The 14,500-nt window shown below is 74.0% G+C and carries 15 protein-coding genes; 2 read left to right on the forward strand and 13 right to left on the reverse strand.

Annotated features, from left to right (window positions below):
• Window positions 1–51: 51 nt before the first annotated feature.
• On the reverse strand, window positions 52–684 hold the full coding sequence (locus F4556_RS04885; protein WP_184911898.1) for a response regulator: 633 nt from the start codon (window positions 682–684) through the stop codon (window positions 52–54).
• Complete coding sequence (locus tag F4556_RS04890) at window positions 681–1,898, reverse strand: sensor histidine kinase (protein WP_313068155.1); 1,218 nt, start codon at window positions 1,896–1,898, stop codon at window positions 681–683. The genes F4556_RS04885 and F4556_RS04890 overlap by 4 nt, the downstream gene beginning before the upstream one ends.
• A 179-nt stretch (window positions 1,899–2,077) precedes the next feature.
• On the opposite strand from F4556_RS04890, the gene F4556_RS04895 reads away from it, so the two are divergent.
• Complete coding sequence (locus F4556_RS04895; protein ID WP_184911899.1) at window positions 2,078–3,148, forward strand: FtsX-like permease family protein; 1,071 nt, start codon at window positions 2,078–2,080, stop codon at window positions 3,146–3,148.
• Entirely contained in the window at window positions 3,145–3,843 is a 699-nt protein-coding gene (locus F4556_RS04900; protein WP_184911900.1) for an ABC transporter ATP-binding protein, read from the forward strand. The genes F4556_RS04895 and F4556_RS04900 overlap by 4 nt, the downstream gene beginning before the upstream one ends.
• Here F4556_RS04900 and F4556_RS04905 read toward each other — a convergent pair.
• From F4556_RS04905 to F4556_RS04955, 11 genes are all read right to left on the reverse strand, one after another.
• A complete protein-coding gene (locus F4556_RS04905) occupies window positions 3,840–4,487 on the reverse strand; it encodes a Uma2 family endonuclease (protein WP_313068157.1) in 648 nt (215 codons plus the stop codon). The genes F4556_RS04900 and F4556_RS04905 overlap by 4 nt on opposite strands.
• Before the next feature lie 48 nt (window positions 4,488–4,535).
• The gene (locus tag F4556_RS04910; protein ID WP_184911901.1) at window positions 4,536–5,198 is read right to left on the reverse strand and encodes a hypothetical protein; all 663 of its coding nucleotides are present in this window, start codon (window positions 5,196–5,198) and stop codon (window positions 4,536–4,538) included.
• A gap of 91 nt (window positions 5,199–5,289) precedes the next feature.
• Window positions 5,290–6,000 (reverse strand): GntR family transcriptional regulator, encoded by a 711-nt coding sequence (locus tag F4556_RS04915; RefSeq protein WP_184911902.1) that lies wholly within the window; start codon window positions 5,998–6,000, stop codon window positions 5,290–5,292.
• 69 nt (window positions 6,001–6,069) lie between these two features.
• On the reverse strand, window positions 6,070–6,969 hold the full coding sequence (locus tag F4556_RS04920; RefSeq protein WP_184911903.1) for an ornithine cyclodeaminase family protein: 900 nt from the start codon (window positions 6,967–6,969) through the stop codon (window positions 6,070–6,072).
• A complete protein-coding gene (locus F4556_RS04925; RefSeq protein ID WP_184911904.1) occupies window positions 6,969–8,000 on the reverse strand; it encodes a proline racemase family protein in 1,032 nt (343 codons plus the stop codon). Before F4556_RS04925 ends, F4556_RS04920 begins: the two co-directional genes overlap by 1 nt.
• Window positions 7,997–9,370, reverse strand: coding sequence for an aldehyde dehydrogenase family protein (locus F4556_RS04930; RefSeq protein ID WP_313068158.1), 1,374 nt, complete (start codon window positions 9,368–9,370; stop codon window positions 7,997–7,999). The genes F4556_RS04925 and F4556_RS04930 overlap by 4 nt, the downstream gene beginning before the upstream one ends.
• Window positions 9,371–9,527: 157 nt before the next feature.
• Complete coding sequence (locus tag F4556_RS04935) at window positions 9,528–10,529, reverse strand: proline racemase family protein (RefSeq protein ID WP_184911906.1); 1,002 nt, start codon at window positions 10,527–10,529, stop codon at window positions 9,528–9,530.
• 75 nt (window positions 10,530–10,604) lie between these two features.
• Window positions 10,605–11,468 (reverse strand): dihydrodipicolinate synthase family protein, encoded by an 864-nt coding sequence (locus F4556_RS04940; protein ID WP_376775776.1) that lies wholly within the window; start codon window positions 11,466–11,468, stop codon window positions 10,605–10,607.
• Window positions 11,469–11,602: 134 nt separating this feature from the next.
• On the reverse strand, window positions 11,603–12,985 hold the full coding sequence (locus tag F4556_RS38950) for an FAD/NAD(P)-dependent oxidoreductase (RefSeq protein WP_184911909.1): 1,383 nt from the start codon (window positions 12,983–12,985) through the stop codon (window positions 11,603–11,605).
• Window positions 12,966–13,280, reverse strand: coding sequence for a (2Fe-2S)-binding protein (locus F4556_RS04950; RefSeq protein ID WP_184911910.1), 315 nt, complete (start codon window positions 13,278–13,280; stop codon window positions 12,966–12,968). Before F4556_RS04950 ends, F4556_RS38950 begins: the two co-directional genes overlap by 20 nt.
• A gap of 26 nt (window positions 13,281–13,306) precedes the next feature.
• Window positions 13,307–14,458 (reverse strand): NAD(P)/FAD-dependent oxidoreductase, encoded by a 1,152-nt coding sequence (locus tag F4556_RS04955; RefSeq protein ID WP_184911912.1) that lies wholly within the window; start codon window positions 14,456–14,458, stop codon window positions 13,307–13,309.
• Window positions 14,459–14,500 lie beyond the last annotated feature (42 nt).

The raw sequence follows: 14,500 nt of genomic DNA on the forward strand, positions 1-14,500 counted from the left end.
TCGCACAGCGCGGCCCCGCCGGGGCCGTCCTTGGTCGAACCGCCCATCAGGTCAGGCCGGCCGGATCAGACCGCTCGTCAGGCCCGAGGCGATCGCGGCCGTCCGGCTGTCCACGCCGAGCTTGTCGTAGATGTGCACCAGGTGGGTCTTGACCGTCGCTTCGCTGATGAACAGCCGCTTGGAGATCTGCTTGTTGGCCAGCCCGAGCGCCAGCAGCTGGAGGATCTCCGCCTCGCGCGGCGACAGCGTCGGCCGCCCGGCCCGCACCCGCCCCAGCAGCCGGGCCGCGACCGGCGGCGCCAGCACCGTCTCGCCCCGCGCGGCGGCCCGGACCGCCGCCGCCACCTCCTCCGCCGGGGCGTCCTTGAGCAGGTAGCCCGTCGCGCCCGCCTCGACCGCCGCCAGGATGTCGGCGTCGGTGCTGTAGGTGGTCAGGATCAGCACGGCGGGCGGGTCGGGCAGCGCGGTGATCCGGCGGGTGGCCTCGACCCCGTGCATCCCGGCGCCCATCTGAAGGTCCATCAGCACCACGTCGGGACGCTGCTCAAGACCCTCCAGCACCCGCAGCGCCTCGGCCCCGTCGGCCGCCTCGCCCACCGCCGTCAGCTCCGGCAGGTCGTCCACCATCGCCCGCAGCCCCCGTCGCACCACCGGATGGTCGTCCACCAACAGCACCCGGATCACTGCGCACCAGCCTCCGTCAGCACGGCCTCGGCCGTCTCGATCGTCCGCAGCGGCAGCGAGACCGCCACCACCGTCCCCTCGCCCGGCGCCGACTCCACCGTCAGCCGGCCGCCCAGCGCCGCGATCCGCTCCCGCATCCCGTGCAGGCCGAACCGCCGTCCCGCACCCGAGGGCAGCGCGAGCGGGTCGAAGCCCACCCCGTCGTCGAAGACGTCCAGGGTCACCTCGTCGTCCAGATAGGTCAGCGTCACAGCCACCGCCTGCGCCTCCGCGTGCCGGGCCGCGTTGGCCAGCGCCTCCTGGGTCAGCCTCAGCAGCGCGACCTCCGCCTCCACCGGCAGCGGGTACGGCTCGCCGTCCAGGTGGAACGCCACGCCCTGCCCGTCCGCCAGCCGCCGCAGCGCCTCGGTCAGGGTCACCCCGTCCAGCGCGGGCGGCGTGAGCGCCTGGACGAACCGGCGGGCCTCCGCCAGGTTGGCCGAGGCCGTCCGCCCCACCTCGGCGATCCGCTCCCGGGCCGCACCAGGGTCGGCCGGCAGCGCGGACTCCGCCGAGCGGGCCAGCAGCACGATGCTGGACAGCCCCTGCGCCAGGGTGTCGTGGATCTCCCGGGCCAGCCGCTGACGCTCCGCCAGCCGGCCCGCCTCGCGCTGGGTCGCGGCCAGCTCGTCCCTGGCCCGGACCAGGTCGTCGATCAGCCGCTGCCGCTCCCGGCTCTCCCGGTACAGCGCGGCGTACCCGTACGCGGTGAGCAGCGCGACCACCGCGCCCGCCACCGGACCGAGCACCTTCGCGGTGGTCAGCCCGCCCTCGGTGCCCGCCTGCGCGGCCACCACCACCGCGGTCAGCGCGCCCACCGCCGGGACGGCCCAGCGCACCGGCATCAGGTGCAGGCAGACGAAGTACAGCGGGAAGGCGAGATAGCAGAACTCGGGGTGCAGCAGCGTCAGGCCGATCCACAGCGAGAGCACCGCGCCGAGCCAGAGCCCGGCCCACAGCCGGGTGGTGCGCACCGGCGCGAAGGCGCCGCCGCTCAGGTAGACCGCCGCGAGCAGTATCGCGGTCAGCAGCGCGCCGGGCCCGAGCCCGCCGTCGGCCACGCCCCGGGCGACCAGCACCGCCAGCAGCGCCAGGAACAGCCCGTGCAGGGCGAGGTTCATCAGCCGCAGCGCTGGCGTGTTCCCGGCGTGGCCGGGCGGTTCGGTACTGGTCACGCCTTCCGAGAGTACGGGGTGCGGGGCCCGCCGCCGTCCGGCACGGCATCAACCGTTCGATGGATTCCGAGCTGCATCGCCCGCACGAGTGGTGTCCCCCTCCTCTCCCTGATGGCACGGGGCCGCCGCGCCGACAGGGTGGAGGAGTCGTCAGAAACTCTTTCACCGGGAAGGCCACCGTGTTCGTCGCACTCCGTGACATCCGCTTCGCCAAGGGGCGGTTCGCCCTGATGGGGGCGGTGGTCACCTTGATAACCACACTGGTCGTCTTCCTCTACGGCCTGACCGGCGGGCTGGCCTCGGCCGCCTCCTCCACCATCGCCGAGCTGCCCGCCGACCACATCGTCTTCGGCGCCCCCGCCGGGGCCACCCCGACCGTCTCGTTCAGCAGCAGTACGGTCTCGCCCGCCCAGGCCGCCGCGATCAAAGCTGCACCGGGCGTCTCCGCCGTGCAGCCGCTGGGCATCTCGATGACCCGGCTGACCGCCAGCGACTCGGCCGCCTCGGTCAGCGTGGTCGGGGCCCCGGCCGGGCTGCTGCCCCCGCTGGAGTCCGGCGCCGCCCCGACGGACGGTCAGATCGCGGTCGGTGCCGACACCGCCGCCGAGTACCACCTGACGGTGGGTGAGCAGGTCAAGGTCGGCCCGCGCACGGTCACCGTCTCCGGCCTGACCGCCGAGCGTTCGTACGGCCACGCCCCGACGGTGTGGACCACGGTCGCCACCTGGGAGCAGGTCAGCAGCCAGAGCCAGCCGACCGCGCTCGCTCTCACCACCTCCGGGGCCGACCTGTCCGCCCTCGACGCGGCACAGGGCACCGAGACCGTCTCGCTCGGCGACTCGCTGGCCGGCATCAACGGGTACTCCGCCGAGCAGGGCAGCCTGCAGATGATCCAGGGCTTCCTGTTCGCGGTCAGCGCGCTGGTGGTCGGGGCCTTCTTCACGGTCTGGACGGTCCAGCGCAAGCCCGACATCGCGGTGCTCAAGGCGGTCGGCGCGAGCAGCGGCTACCTGGTGCGGGACGCGCTGGCGCAGGCCGCCGCCGTGCTGCTCGGCGGGGCACTGCTGGGCGGCACGATCGGCGGGGTGGGCGGGCTGCTGGCCGCCGCCACCGTCCCGTTCGACGTCAGCCCGGCGAGTGTGGGCGTCCCGGTCGCGGTGATGGTCCTGCTCGGCCTGCTGGGCGCCGCGCTCGCCGTCCGCCGCATCACCTCCGTCGACCCGCTGGCCGCGCTTGGAGCCAACCGATGACCACCACCACCGTCCAGTGCACCCGGACCGGCCTCGCCCTGCGCGACGTCACCCTCACCTACCCCGACGGCGAGGCCCGGCTGACCGCCCTCGACCGGGTCTCCCTCACCGTCGCGCCCGGCGAGTTCACCGCCGTGGCCGGGCCCTCCGGCTCCGGCAAGTCCTCCCTGCTGGCAGTGGCCGCCACCCTGCTCCGACCGGACAGCGGCTCGGTGCTGATCGACGGTCAGGAGGTCGGCGCGCTCAGCGAGAAGGCCCGCTCGGCCCTGCGCCGGGAGCGGCTCGGCATCGTCTTCCAGCAGTCCAACCTGCTCGCCTCGCTGACAGCGGTGGAGCAGCTCCTGGTGCTCGAGTCCGTCCGCGGCGGCAAGCCCCGCGCCGCCCGCGAGCGGGCCGAGGCCCTGCTCGCCTCAGTCGGCCTGGACGCCTCCAAGCAACGCCGCCGCCCCCACCAGCTCTCCGGCGGCGAACGCCAGCGGGTCAACATCGCCCGCGCTCTCTTCGGCGAACCGTCCGTCCTCCTGGTCGACGAACCCACCTCGGCCCTGGACCACGAACGCGGCGCCCAGATCGTCGACCTCCTCGCCACCATCACCCGCGACCACGGCACCGCCACCGTCATGGTCACCCACGACCGCGACCTCCTGGACCGCGTCGACCGGGTCCTGGCGATGCACGACGGCCGGCTGGTCTAGTCCTTCTCCCCGAGCACGCCGTCCACCGACAGCGTCACGGCTGCCCCGATCGACTCGGGCAACGTGAAGCTCTGGCCCCGGTGGTGGACGGCGTGCACGCGGTACTCCCCGTCGGACGGGTCGGTGAGCACCATGACCTTCTCGTTCTTGCGGTCGACGATGACGTAGACGGGGATGCCCGCCCCGGCGTAGGCGGCGGGCTTCTTCTTCAGGTCGTCGCTGAGGTTGCTGGAGGTCACCTCGAGCACCATGCGGAAGATCGCGGGGTCGTAACAGCCGAACGCGACGTAGTCGTCCTCGTCGTCACCGGGACCGACGTCAAGGACCGCGAGATCGGGGATGGCGTAGTCCGACGGCCCCTCCGGCAGCCATACGCCGACAGCCTGCAGCACTTCGGTCTGATCACTTTGCAGCCCGGCCGCCACCATTGCGTCGTTCATCCTGGCGAGCACTCGACTGTGCGGCCTGTTGGCAGGTGGCGTCACGGTGATCTGGCCCCCGATGATCTCGACCCGGTGACCGATCAGCTGGTCGGACATCCTGTCGGCGACCTCGAGCAACGTCGGATGGTGCTGCTCAACCGCTGCTGCGGACATGGTTTCCTCCGGCTGGCCGGTGTCGAGAGCATCATCGTAGAACGCCATCGCCCGGCGCGACCCTGCGCCGGGCGATTCACCCGAACGGGAAACGCCTCAGGACACCGGGTGCTGGGCGGCGAGTTCGCCGTAGCCGCCGGCCTGCCAGATGCGGCGGCGGAAGTCCTGGAGGGTGAGGGCCTGCGCGGGTTCGTCCGGGGTGGCCGGGAAGTGGGCCGTGCCGCAGCGGGCGCAGTACCAGGCCCGGGTCCAGAGCTCCTCGGCAGCGGGGCGGCCGGCCAGCCGGTTGCGGAAGGCCGCCTTCTGGCGCCAGGCCAGACCCAGCAGCACCACCGCCGCGAGCAGGGCGAACCCGGAGATCCAGCCGAGGAAGGCCAGGTCGGAGTCGGGCGTCGGAGCCGACTGGTTGGTGTAGCCGAAGCCGGTGGCCGGGGTGGGGTCGTCGGAGAACCAGTGCCCGCCGGCGGCTCCGCCGATGAACGTACCGATGGCCACCAGCAGGGCCAGCGCACCGAGGCAGCCGGGCCCGGTGGCCTTCGGCTCCGGGGTCTCCGGCGCGGGTGCCAGCGCATCCGACACGGCCGTGGTGACCGTCCGGGTCACCGTGGTCGAGCGGCCCTCGCTGTCCCGGGACGGGACCAGGATGCGGTCGCGTCCGGCCAGGTACACGGCCGGGACGCCCTTGACCTCGTCCGTCAGGCCGCAGCTCGGGCAGGGCACCAGGGTGTGCCCGGGTCTGCCGTCCTGGATCTCGCTCATGTGTCCCCCCGAAGGTCCGGCCGGGGAATCCGGCCGGTGATCACCTGCGCAGACGCTACAGGGGGGTGGCCGGTTGCGGCCCGACGGTCCGTCAGCGGGCGCCGAGGCGCAGGGCCGGCTGCTCGGCCGCCGCGGCCTCCGCGCCGGCCGCCCAGAGCGAGCGGACGTGGCCGAGGTGTTCGGCCATGCAGGTCTCGGCGGCTTCGGCGTCGCCCGCGATCATCAGGTCGAGCAGGGTGAGGTGTTCCTCGGCGGAGGAGACCAGCTCGCCGCGCTGGTCCAGCCGGTTGAGGCCGTAGAGGCGGGAGCGCTTGCGGAGGTCGCCGACCACCTCGACCAGCCGGGCGTTGCCGGCCAGGCCGAGCAGCGAGAGGTGGAACTGACGGTCCGCCTCCAGGTAGCCGATCAGGTCGTGCTTGCGGGCGGCCGCGACGATGGCGTGCGCCTCGGGGCGGAGCGCCTCGAGCTGGTCCCGGTCGGCGGTGCGGGTGACCCGGCCGACGGTGGGGACCTCGATCAGGGCGCGGATCTCGGTGTAGTCGTCGAGGTCGCGCTCGGTCAGCTCGGTGACCCGGAAACCCTTGTTGCGGACCGCCTCGACCAGACCCTCCCGGGCCAGGTCGAGCATCGCCTCCCGGACCGGGGTGGCGGAGACGCCGAAGTCAGCGGCCAGCGCGGGCGCCGAGTAGACGACGCCGGGGCGGAGCTCGCCGGAGATCAGGGCGGCCCGCAGGGCGTGGGCGACCTGGTCGCGCAGGCGCTCCTGGACGGAGATGAGGGCGCGGGGCTTGAGGTCCGCCATGGTGTTCCTCCGGGTGGCTTAGCAGGACACCATTGTACAATGTCACGTTACGTTGATTTGTAAAACAATTCAGGCAGATGTGTCCGACTCGTACTGTGCCGCCGCCACCGCGAGGTCCTGCCAGGCCATCCCGACGCTCTTGAAGAAGCGCGGGCGATCCGTGGGCACAACTGCCTTGCCGTTGACCAGTTCTGACAGGTTAGCAAGCCTGGATCCAGCCACACCAGGAATCAGCAGGTCGCCCGCCTCCCGAAGCGCGACCGAACGCGCCTCCACATACAGTGCCGCCCGGTCCACCAGCAGCGTGTCGACCTCGCGGGCGGTCGGCTCGTGCGAGCCCACCGCCGCCACCGCCGCGTGGTCCGGCACCAGTGCGCCGTCGAACAACGGCTCCCGCGCCGTGGTGCAGCAGACCACCAGATCGGCCTCGGCCACCGCCCCGGCGTCACCCGCCACCGCGTCGAGGCCGAGCCCCTGGGCGTACGTCACCAGGGCGACCACCGGCTCGGCCGACCGGCCGACCACGGTGACCCGGGTCAGCGGCCGGATCGCCAGCAGCGCGTCCAGGTGCGCGTACGCCTGCGGCCCGGAGCCGAACAGCACCAGGTGCGAAGCGTCCGGCGCGGCCAGCTGGCGCAGCGCCAGCGCGGTGACCGCCGGGGTGCGCAGCGAGGTGAGCGCGATGCCGTCGAGCAGCGCGAGCGGCTGCAGGGTGGGACCGTCCAGCAGCAGGTAGCTGCCGGTGATCCGGGGCAGGCCGCGGGCCGCGTTGGCCGGGACCACGCCCGCGATCTTCACCCCCGCGTAGGCGCTGTCGGCGGCCGGCATCAGCAGCAGCTCGCCCGCCGGGACCGGGATGTTGCTGCGGGCCGGGCACTCCTCCGGGTCGAGACCCTTGAGCAGCACGGCGGCCAGCGCGTCGACGGCCTGGCCGGGGGTGAGGGTGAGCGGCAGCTGAGTGATCGTCATCAGAGCAGGAACCCCGTCCCGAGAGAGTCATCCGGGTCGAGCAGGAAACGGTGCTCGCCCGTGCGGTGGGCGGTGCCGGTGACCTCGGTGATCCAGCCGTCGCGGTGCTGCCCGGCGAGCCGTCCGGTGAACACGCTACCGATGATCGACTCGTGCCGCAGTTCCTCACCCGCCGTCAGGCGGCCGTCGGCGGCCAGCAGGGCCAGCCGGGCGGAGCTGCCGGAGCCGCACGGGGAGCGGTCGATCTGGCCGTCGGCGAAGACGGTGACGTTGCGCTGGCTGGGGCCTGACGGGGTGTCCGGCAGCTCCTCGTACAGGATCACGCCGTAGACGCCGGAGAGCAGCGGGTCCGAGGGGTGCCGGGTGGCGGGCTCGTCGGCCAGTGCGGCCCTGATCTCCCGGCCCAGGGCGGTGAGTTCGGGCAGCGCGGCGGTGTCGACGGTGAGCCCTAGGTCGGCGGCCCGGACGGAGGCGTAGCAGGCGCCGGAGTGCGCCAGGTCGACCGCGACCGTGCCGCGCGAGGTCGGCACGGCGAGCTTGCGGGCGGTGACGGCGGTGGGCACGTTCCGGAAGGTGACGGCGGTGGTCCGGCCGCCGCTGCGGTGCACGGCGGCGCTCACCCGGCCTGACGGTACGTCGATCCGGACCCGGGCGGTGCCGTCGGCCGGGGCGGCCACCAGGCCGGAGTCGACCGCCCAGGCGCCGAGCGCGATGGTGCCGTGGCCGCAGGCGGTGGAGTAGCCGTCCTTGTGCCAGAACAGCACCCCGAAGTGCGCCTCGCTGTCGTCGGCCGGGACCACGAAGCCGCCGTACATCCCGGCATGGCCGCGCGGCTCGCGGGTGAGCAGCCGGCGGATGTCGTCCAGCGCGCTGGGGCGCGGGTCGGTCGCGGTGCCGCCCGCGCCGAGCGCGATGGCGCGGCGCTCGGCGACGGTGTCGCCGGGGATCGGCGGCAGCCCGGCGGTGACGATCCGGAACGGCTCACCGGCGGTGTGGTAGTCGACCGTGTGGACCGGCGTCAGCGCGCTCATCGCGGCGACCCGGCGGGCAGCAGGGTGACGGTGCGCTCGGCGGTGTAGAAGTCGAGCACGGCCTGCCCCTGCTCGCGCGGCCCGTAGCCGGCGCCCTTGGCGCCGCTGAACGGGACGTGGAAGTCCACGCCGCTGGACGGCGCGTTGACCCGGACCATGCCCGCGTCGAGGCGGTCGGCGGCGGCCAGCGCGGTGTCCAGGTCCCGGGTGTGCACCGAGGTGGAGAGGCTGTGCGGGGTGTCGTTGGCGACCGCGATCGCCTCGTCCAGGTCGGCGGCCCGCAGCAGCACGGCCACCGGGCCGAAGAACTCCTCGGTGCGCAGCGGGTGTTCGGCCGGGACCTGCTCCAGCAGGGTCGGCTCGATGAACCAGCCGTCCCGCTCGATCCGGTGGCCGCCCGCGAGGGCGTTGGCCCCGGCGGCCACGGCGCTGTCCACGGCTCCGGTCAGGCGCTCCAGCGCGGCCTGGTTGATCACCGGGCCGCAGACCCCGGTCAGCGCGGTCGGCTCGGCGATCGAGGTCAGCGCCTTGGCGAGCGCCTCGGCCAGCGGCTCGTACGCGTCGCCGACGGCGATCACCCGGCTGGTGGCGGTGCACTTCTGCCCCGCGTACCCGGCGATCGCGGCGGCCAGGTGGCCGGCGGCCTGGGCGATGTCGGCGTCCGGCAGCACGATCGCGGCGTTCAGCCCGCCCATCTCGGCCTGCACCGGGATGCCGCGCTCGGTGGTCGCGGCGACCACGGCCCGGCCGACGGCGGTGGAGCCGGTGAACGAGACCACGTCGGAGGCCGCGACCAGCGCCGCCCCCTCCTCGGCGCCGCCCGGCACGACGGTCAGCACGCCCTCGGGCAGGCCCGCGAGTTCGGCCAGCCGCAGGGCGCAGGCGGTGCCCTCGGGGGCGGGCTTGAGGACGACCGTGTTGCCCACCGCGAGGGCCGGGGCGGCCTTCCAGGTCGGGATGGCCAGCGGGAAGTTCCACGGGGTGATCAGCCCGGCCACGCCGTACGGGCGACGGCGGGTCAGCAGCAGGCCCTCACCGGCGGCGGGCTCGTGCACGGCACCTGACGGGGCGTAGGGCGCCTGCGCGTAGTAGCGCCAGATCGCCACCGTACGGGCCACCTCACCGCGGGCCTCCGCGTGCGGCTTGCCGACCTCGCGGACGATCAGCGCGGCGAGCTCGTCGGCGTTCGCCTCGACGGCGTCGGCGGCGCGGCCCAGGGCGGCGGAGCGCCCGCCCGCACCGAGGGCCAGCCAGGCGGTCTGGGCGGCGCGGGCGTCGGCGACGGCCTGGGTCGTGCCCGGGCCTCCGGCGGCTGCGACCTCGATCACGAGGTCGCTCGGGTCGGCGGGGTTGTACGAGCTGACGCTCACTTGACAGCCTTTCATGCAGTTGCACCACCAGGGGCCCGGGGAACGGCGGCGCCGACCTCAGGAGCGTTCAACGTGCGTACAAGGTCAGGCACTTTCGCAGTGACCCGAACGCCAGATCTCGTCGCCGTTCCCCGAGCCCCTGGATAGTGCAACTAACTCAGAGCAGGAAGCCTGCGGGGAACGGGTCGGTCGGGTCGAGGAAGTACTGGGCCGTGCCGGTGATCCAGGCGCGGCCGGTGACGGTGGGGACGACCGCCGGGTGGCCCGCGACGGTGGTCTCCTCGACCAGGCGGCCGGTGAACGAGGTGCCGATGAAGGAGTCGTTCAGGAAGTCCTGGTGGAGCGGGAGTTCGCCCCGGGCGTGCAGCTGGGCCATCCGCGCGGAGGTGCCGGTGCCGCACGGGGAGCGGTCGAACCAGCCGGGGTGGATGGCCATCGCGTGCCGGGAGTGGGCGGCGGTCGAGCCGGGGGCGAGCAGCTGCACGTGGTGGCAGCTGTGGATGGACGGGTTCTCCGGGTGGACCGGGCGGTCGGCCGCGTTGATGGCGTCCATCAGGGCAAGCCCGGCGTCCAGGATCTCCTGCTTGCGCTCCCGCTCGAACGGGATCCCGAACTCGGCCAGCGGCAGGATCGCGTAGAAGTTGCCGCCGTACGCCAGGTCGTAGCTCACCGTGCCGAAGCCCGGCACCTCGATCTTCTGGTCCAGCGCCACCGAGTAGGAGGGCACGTTGCGGATCGTCACGGCCTTGGCCGCGCCGTCCTGGACGTGCACGTCCGCGATCACCAGACCGGCGGGGGTGTCGAGCCGGACCGTGGTGACCGGCTCCACCACGTCGACCATGCCGGTCTCCACCAGCACGGTGGCGACCCCGATGGTGCCGTGGCCGCACATCGGCAGCAGGCCGGAGACCTCGATGTAGAGCACGCCGAAGTCGGCGTCGGGACGGGTGGGCGGCTGGAGGATCGCGCCGCTCATCGCCGCGTGGCCGCGCGGCTCGTACATCAGCAGGGTGCGGAAGTGGTCCAGGTGCTCCTGGAAGTGCACCCGGCGCTCGGCCATGGTGGCACCGGGGATGACACCGAACCCGCCGGTGATCACCCGGGTCGGCATGCCCTCGGTGTGCGAGTCGACGGCGTGGAAGACGTGACGGCTGCGCATGGATTCGGTCCCCTCGGTGGGAGGGCCGGCTGCCCCCGCAGCCGGCCACTGGCAATTCCTCGGTGTGACGGACGGTCAGACCAGACCGTCGGCGAGGGCCTTCTCGGTCGCGGCGCGGACGGCCGCCTCGATCTCCGGGGTGAGCGGGAAGCGCGGCGGACGGACCGGACCGCCGGGGCGGCCGGCGATGTCCATCGAGAGCTTGATGGCCTGGACGAACTCGGTCTTGGAGTCCCAGCGCAGCAGCGAGTGCAGCGAGCGGTACAGCGGCACCGCGGTCTCCAGGTCACCGGCCACGGCGGCCCGGAACAGCTTGGCGCTGGCCTGCGGCAGCGCGTTCGGGTACCCGGCGATCCAGCCCACCGCGCCACCGACGGCCAGCTCGAGCAGCACGTCATCGGCGCCGATCAGCAGGTCGAGGTCGGGAGCCAGCTCGGCGATCTGGTAGGCCCGGCGGACGTCGCCGCTGAACTCCTTGACGGCCACGATCGAGCCGTCGGCGTGCAGCTGCGCGAGCAGCTCGGGGACCAGGTCGACCTTGGTGTCGATCGGGTTGTTGTAGGCGACGATCGGCAGACCGGCCTGGGCGACGTCCGCGTAGTGCGCGCGGACGGCGGCGTGGTCGGCGCGGTAGGCGTTCGGCGGGAGCAGCAGGACGGAGCCGGCCCCGGCCTCGGCGGCCTGCTCGGCCCAGCGGCGGGACTCGGCGCTGCCGTAGGCGGCGACACCGGGCATCACCCGGGAACCGTCACCGGCGGCCTCGACCGCGGTGGTGACGACCCGGGCCCGCTCCTCGGCGGTGAGGGTCTGATACTCGCCGAGCGAGCCGTTCGGGACGACGCCGTCGCAGCCGTTGGCGATCAGCCACTGGACGTGCTCGCCGTACGCGTCGTAGTCGACGGAGAGGTCGGCACGCAGGGGGAGCGTGGTGGCGACCATGATGCCGCGCCAGGGACGGGTGGGCTCGTGCGTTGCGGACACGTGGACTACTCCTTGGAAGGTGAGGTGTGACATTTTATTAGATGGGATGAGCGGACACAAGGGGGCACAGCGGACGGGCTGTCCCCCTTGTGTCAGGAACCGTCGGCCAGGTGGGCCAGCGGCACGGGGCAGGAGAGCGGGCGGGAGTCCGGACGCAGTTCGGTGCTGCCGGAGAGACAGGCTACGGCGGGGCCGCACATCCGGCCCTGGCACCAGCCCATCCCGGCTCGGGTGAGGAGTTTGACGGTCCGTGGGTCGGTCGCGCCGAGCTCCTCGACGGCCTCCCGGACGGCGGCGACCGGGACCTCCTCGCAGCGGCAGACGTCGGTGTCGGGGCGGAGCCAGTCCGTCCAACCGGGGCCCGGGCGGTGCGCGGCTGCCATCAGCGCGGCGAAGGCCCGGCGGCGGTCCCGGCGGCGGCGCAGCGCGGCCGGCACCGGGGCGCCGGCGATCACCCGGGCCGCCAGCTCGCCCTCGGCGATCGCCAGGTCGGCCCCGCCGACACCGCAGGTCTCCCCCGCCGCCCAGAGCCCGGACAGGCTGGTGCGCAGCCCCTCGTCGACCTTGAGCGCGACGGTCTGATCCGCCGTCAGCACGGTCTCCGCGCCCAGCTCGGTGGCCAGCTCGATCTGCGGCAGCAGGCCGTGGCCGACCGCCACCGCGTCGCAGTCGATCCGCCGCTCGGTGCCGGGCACCGGGCGCCACTCGGCGTCCAGCCGGGCCACCGTCACCCCGGTCACCCGGTCGGTGCCGTGCGCCTCCACCACCGCGCTGGAACGCCGCAGCCGGACCTTGCCGCGCAGCAGCGTGGCACCGTGCCCGACGCCCTCGACCAGCTTGGCGGGGTTGGCCGCGAGCGTACCGAGCCCCCGGGCGTAGCCGAGGTAGTTGCCCGCCTCGACCACCGCCGGGACGCTCGCCCCGGCGGAGACCAGCGAGGAGGCGGCGGCCAGCAGCAGCGGGCCCGAGCCCGCGACCACGATCCGGCGGCCGGGCAGCACCAGGCCCGCCTTGAGCATCGCCTGCGCGCCACCCGCGGTGACCACCCCGGGCAGCGTCCAGCCGGGGAAGGGCAGCTGGCGCTCGTACGCGCCGGTGGCCAGCAGCACGGCCTTCGCCTCGACCACCGCGCTGCCGGTGGCCCCGGCCCCGACGGTGGCGTGCAGACGCCAGACCTCACCGCGCTCGGCGGTCCAGACGTGGTGCTCCGTCAGGTGGGTGACCGTACTGGCGGCCAGCCGGCCGGTCAGGCCGGTGAAGGCGGACCAGCCGTGGTGCAGCCGCTCCGGGTGGGCGGCGCCCAGACCGGGCGCGGGGTGGCGGTAGTACTGGCCGCCGGGGCGCGGGCCCGCGTCCAGCAGGACGCAGCGCAGGCCGAGTTCGGCGGCGGTGACGGCGGCGGCCAGACCGGCGGGACCGGCCCCGATCACGGCCAGGTCGTACGGGGCAGAGGTGTCAGACGGCGAGGTCGGCACGGCCGTGGCCCTCCTGGGTGGTGACGGTGGTGCCGGGCTCGGCGGGCAGCAGGCAGGTGCGCTGACTGGCGATCCCGTTGACGGTGGCCAGGCAGTCGTAGCAGGCGCCGATCCCGCAGAAGGCGCCGCGCGGGCGGCCGTTCACCCGGGTGGTGCGCCAGGCCAGGATGCCCTCCGCCCACAGCGCGGCGGCGATGCTCTGGCCCGGCAGGGCGGGGACCGGACGGCCGTCGAAGTCGATGGTGTGCCCGGGCTCGGGCCGTGCGCCGACCAGTTCGGCGGGGGTTCGGCGCATGGTGCGTCCTCTCCGGGGTTCGGCGTTCACGCGGCGGCGCCGTCGAAGCGGTCGGCGCGGAACGGGGTGAGGTCGAGCTCGGGCCGTTCGCCGGTGAGCTGACGGGCGATCAGCAGGCCGGTGGCGGGGGCCAGGCCGATGCCCGCGCCCTCGTGGCCGCAGGCGTGGAACAGGCCGGGCACCCGAGGGTCGGCGCCGATCGCGGGCAGGTGGTCCGGCAGGTAGGGGCGGAAGCCCCGGTAGGCGCGCTGGACCGCGACGGTGCGCAGCACCGGGAAGAGCGCGGCGGCGTTGGCGGCCAGCCGCTGGAGCACCTCGACCGAGAGGGTCCGGTCGAAGCCGACCCGCTCCCGGCTGGCGCCGATCAGCACCGGCCCGGCGGGGGTGCCCTCGACCACGGCGGAGGTCTGCAGGGCGGCCGAGCCGCTGGCCACGTCGGCCACGTAGTCGGCGGCGTAGACCTTGTGCCGGACGATCCTCGGCAGCGGTTCGGTGACCAGCACGAAGCCCCGGCGGGGCAGCACCGGCAGGGTCACCCCGGCCAGCGCGGCGAGTTCACCGCCCCAGGTGCCGGCCGCGTTGATCACGGCGGGGGCGTCGATCCGGCCCCGGTCGGTGGTGACACCGAGCACCTCACCGGACGGACCGGTGCGGATCGCGGTGACGGTCTCACCGAGCCGGATCGACGCTCCGGAGGCCCGCAGCAGGTGAGCGGCTGCCAGTGCGGGCTGAACCTGGGCGTCCTGGGGATAGTGGAAGCCGCCGGCCAGGCCGGGTGCCAGGTGCGGCTCCAGCTCGGCCAGCCGGTCGCCGGGGATCTCGGCGGAGACCACCCCGGCCTTGGTCTGCTCGGCCGCGAAGGCCCGCAGCGCGGTCATCCCGGCCTCGGCGGCGGCGACCACCAGGCCGCCCTTGGGCTCGTACTCGACCCGCTCGCCCAGCTGCTCGGCGATGGTCCGCCAGAGGCCGGTGGAGAACAGCGCGAGGTCGAGCTCGGGCCCCGGCTCCTTGTCGGAGACCAGCAGGTTCCCCTCCCCCGCACCGGTGGTGCCGCCGGCCACCGGGCCGCGGTCGACCACGGTGACGGCCAGGCCGGCCTGGGCGGCGTAGTAGGCGCAGGCGGCGCCGACCACACCGGCGCCGACCACCACGACATCATGCGGGGATCTCTTGGACACGTCAGTAATATGTCACATGGCGTTGGTGTTGCCAAGGCCGTG

The organism is Kitasatospora gansuensis, from assembly GCF_014203705.1.
In the GTDB taxonomy this organism is placed as follows: Bacteria; Actinomycetota; Actinomycetes; order Streptomycetales; family Streptomycetaceae; genus Kitasatospora; species Kitasatospora gansuensis.

What these genes read in the sequence shown, in the direction of transcription:
- F4556_RS04900 (WP_184911900.1), top strand. Translation starts at nt 3,145, where the DNA reads ATGACCACCACCACCGTCCAGTGCACCCGGACCGGCCTCGCCCTGCGC.
- F4556_RS04905 (WP_313068157.1), bottom strand. Translation starts at nt 4,487, where the DNA reads ATGGCGTTCTACGATGATGCTCTCGACACCGGCCAGCCGGAGGAAACC.
- F4556_RS04910 (WP_184911901.1), bottom strand. Translation starts at nt 5,198, where the DNA reads ATGAGCGAGATCCAGGACGGCAGACCCGGGCACACCCTGGTGCCCTGC.
- F4556_RS04915 (WP_184911902.1), bottom strand. Translation starts at nt 6,000, where the DNA reads ATGGCGGACCTCAAGCCCCGCGCCCTCATCTCCGTCCAGGAGCGCCTG.
- F4556_RS04920 (WP_184911903.1), bottom strand. Translation starts at nt 6,969, where the DNA reads ATGACGATCACTCAGCTGCCGCTCACCCTCACCCCCGGCCAGGCCGTC.
- F4556_RS04925 (WP_184911904.1), bottom strand. Translation starts at nt 8,000, where the DNA reads ATGAGCGCGCTGACGCCGGTCCACACGGTCGACTACCACACCGCCGGT.
- F4556_RS04935 (WP_184911906.1), bottom strand. Translation starts at nt 10,529, where the DNA reads ATGCGCAGCCGTCACGTCTTCCACGCCGTCGACTCGCACACCGAGGGC.
- F4556_RS04940 (WP_376775776.1), bottom strand. Translation starts at nt 11,468, where the DNA reads ATGGTCGCCACCACGCTCCCCCTGCGTGCCGACCTCTCCGTCGACTAC.
- F4556_RS04950 (WP_184911910.1), bottom strand. Translation starts at nt 13,280, where the DNA reads ATGCGCCGAACCCCCGCCGAACTGGTCGGCGCACGGCCCGAGCCCGGG.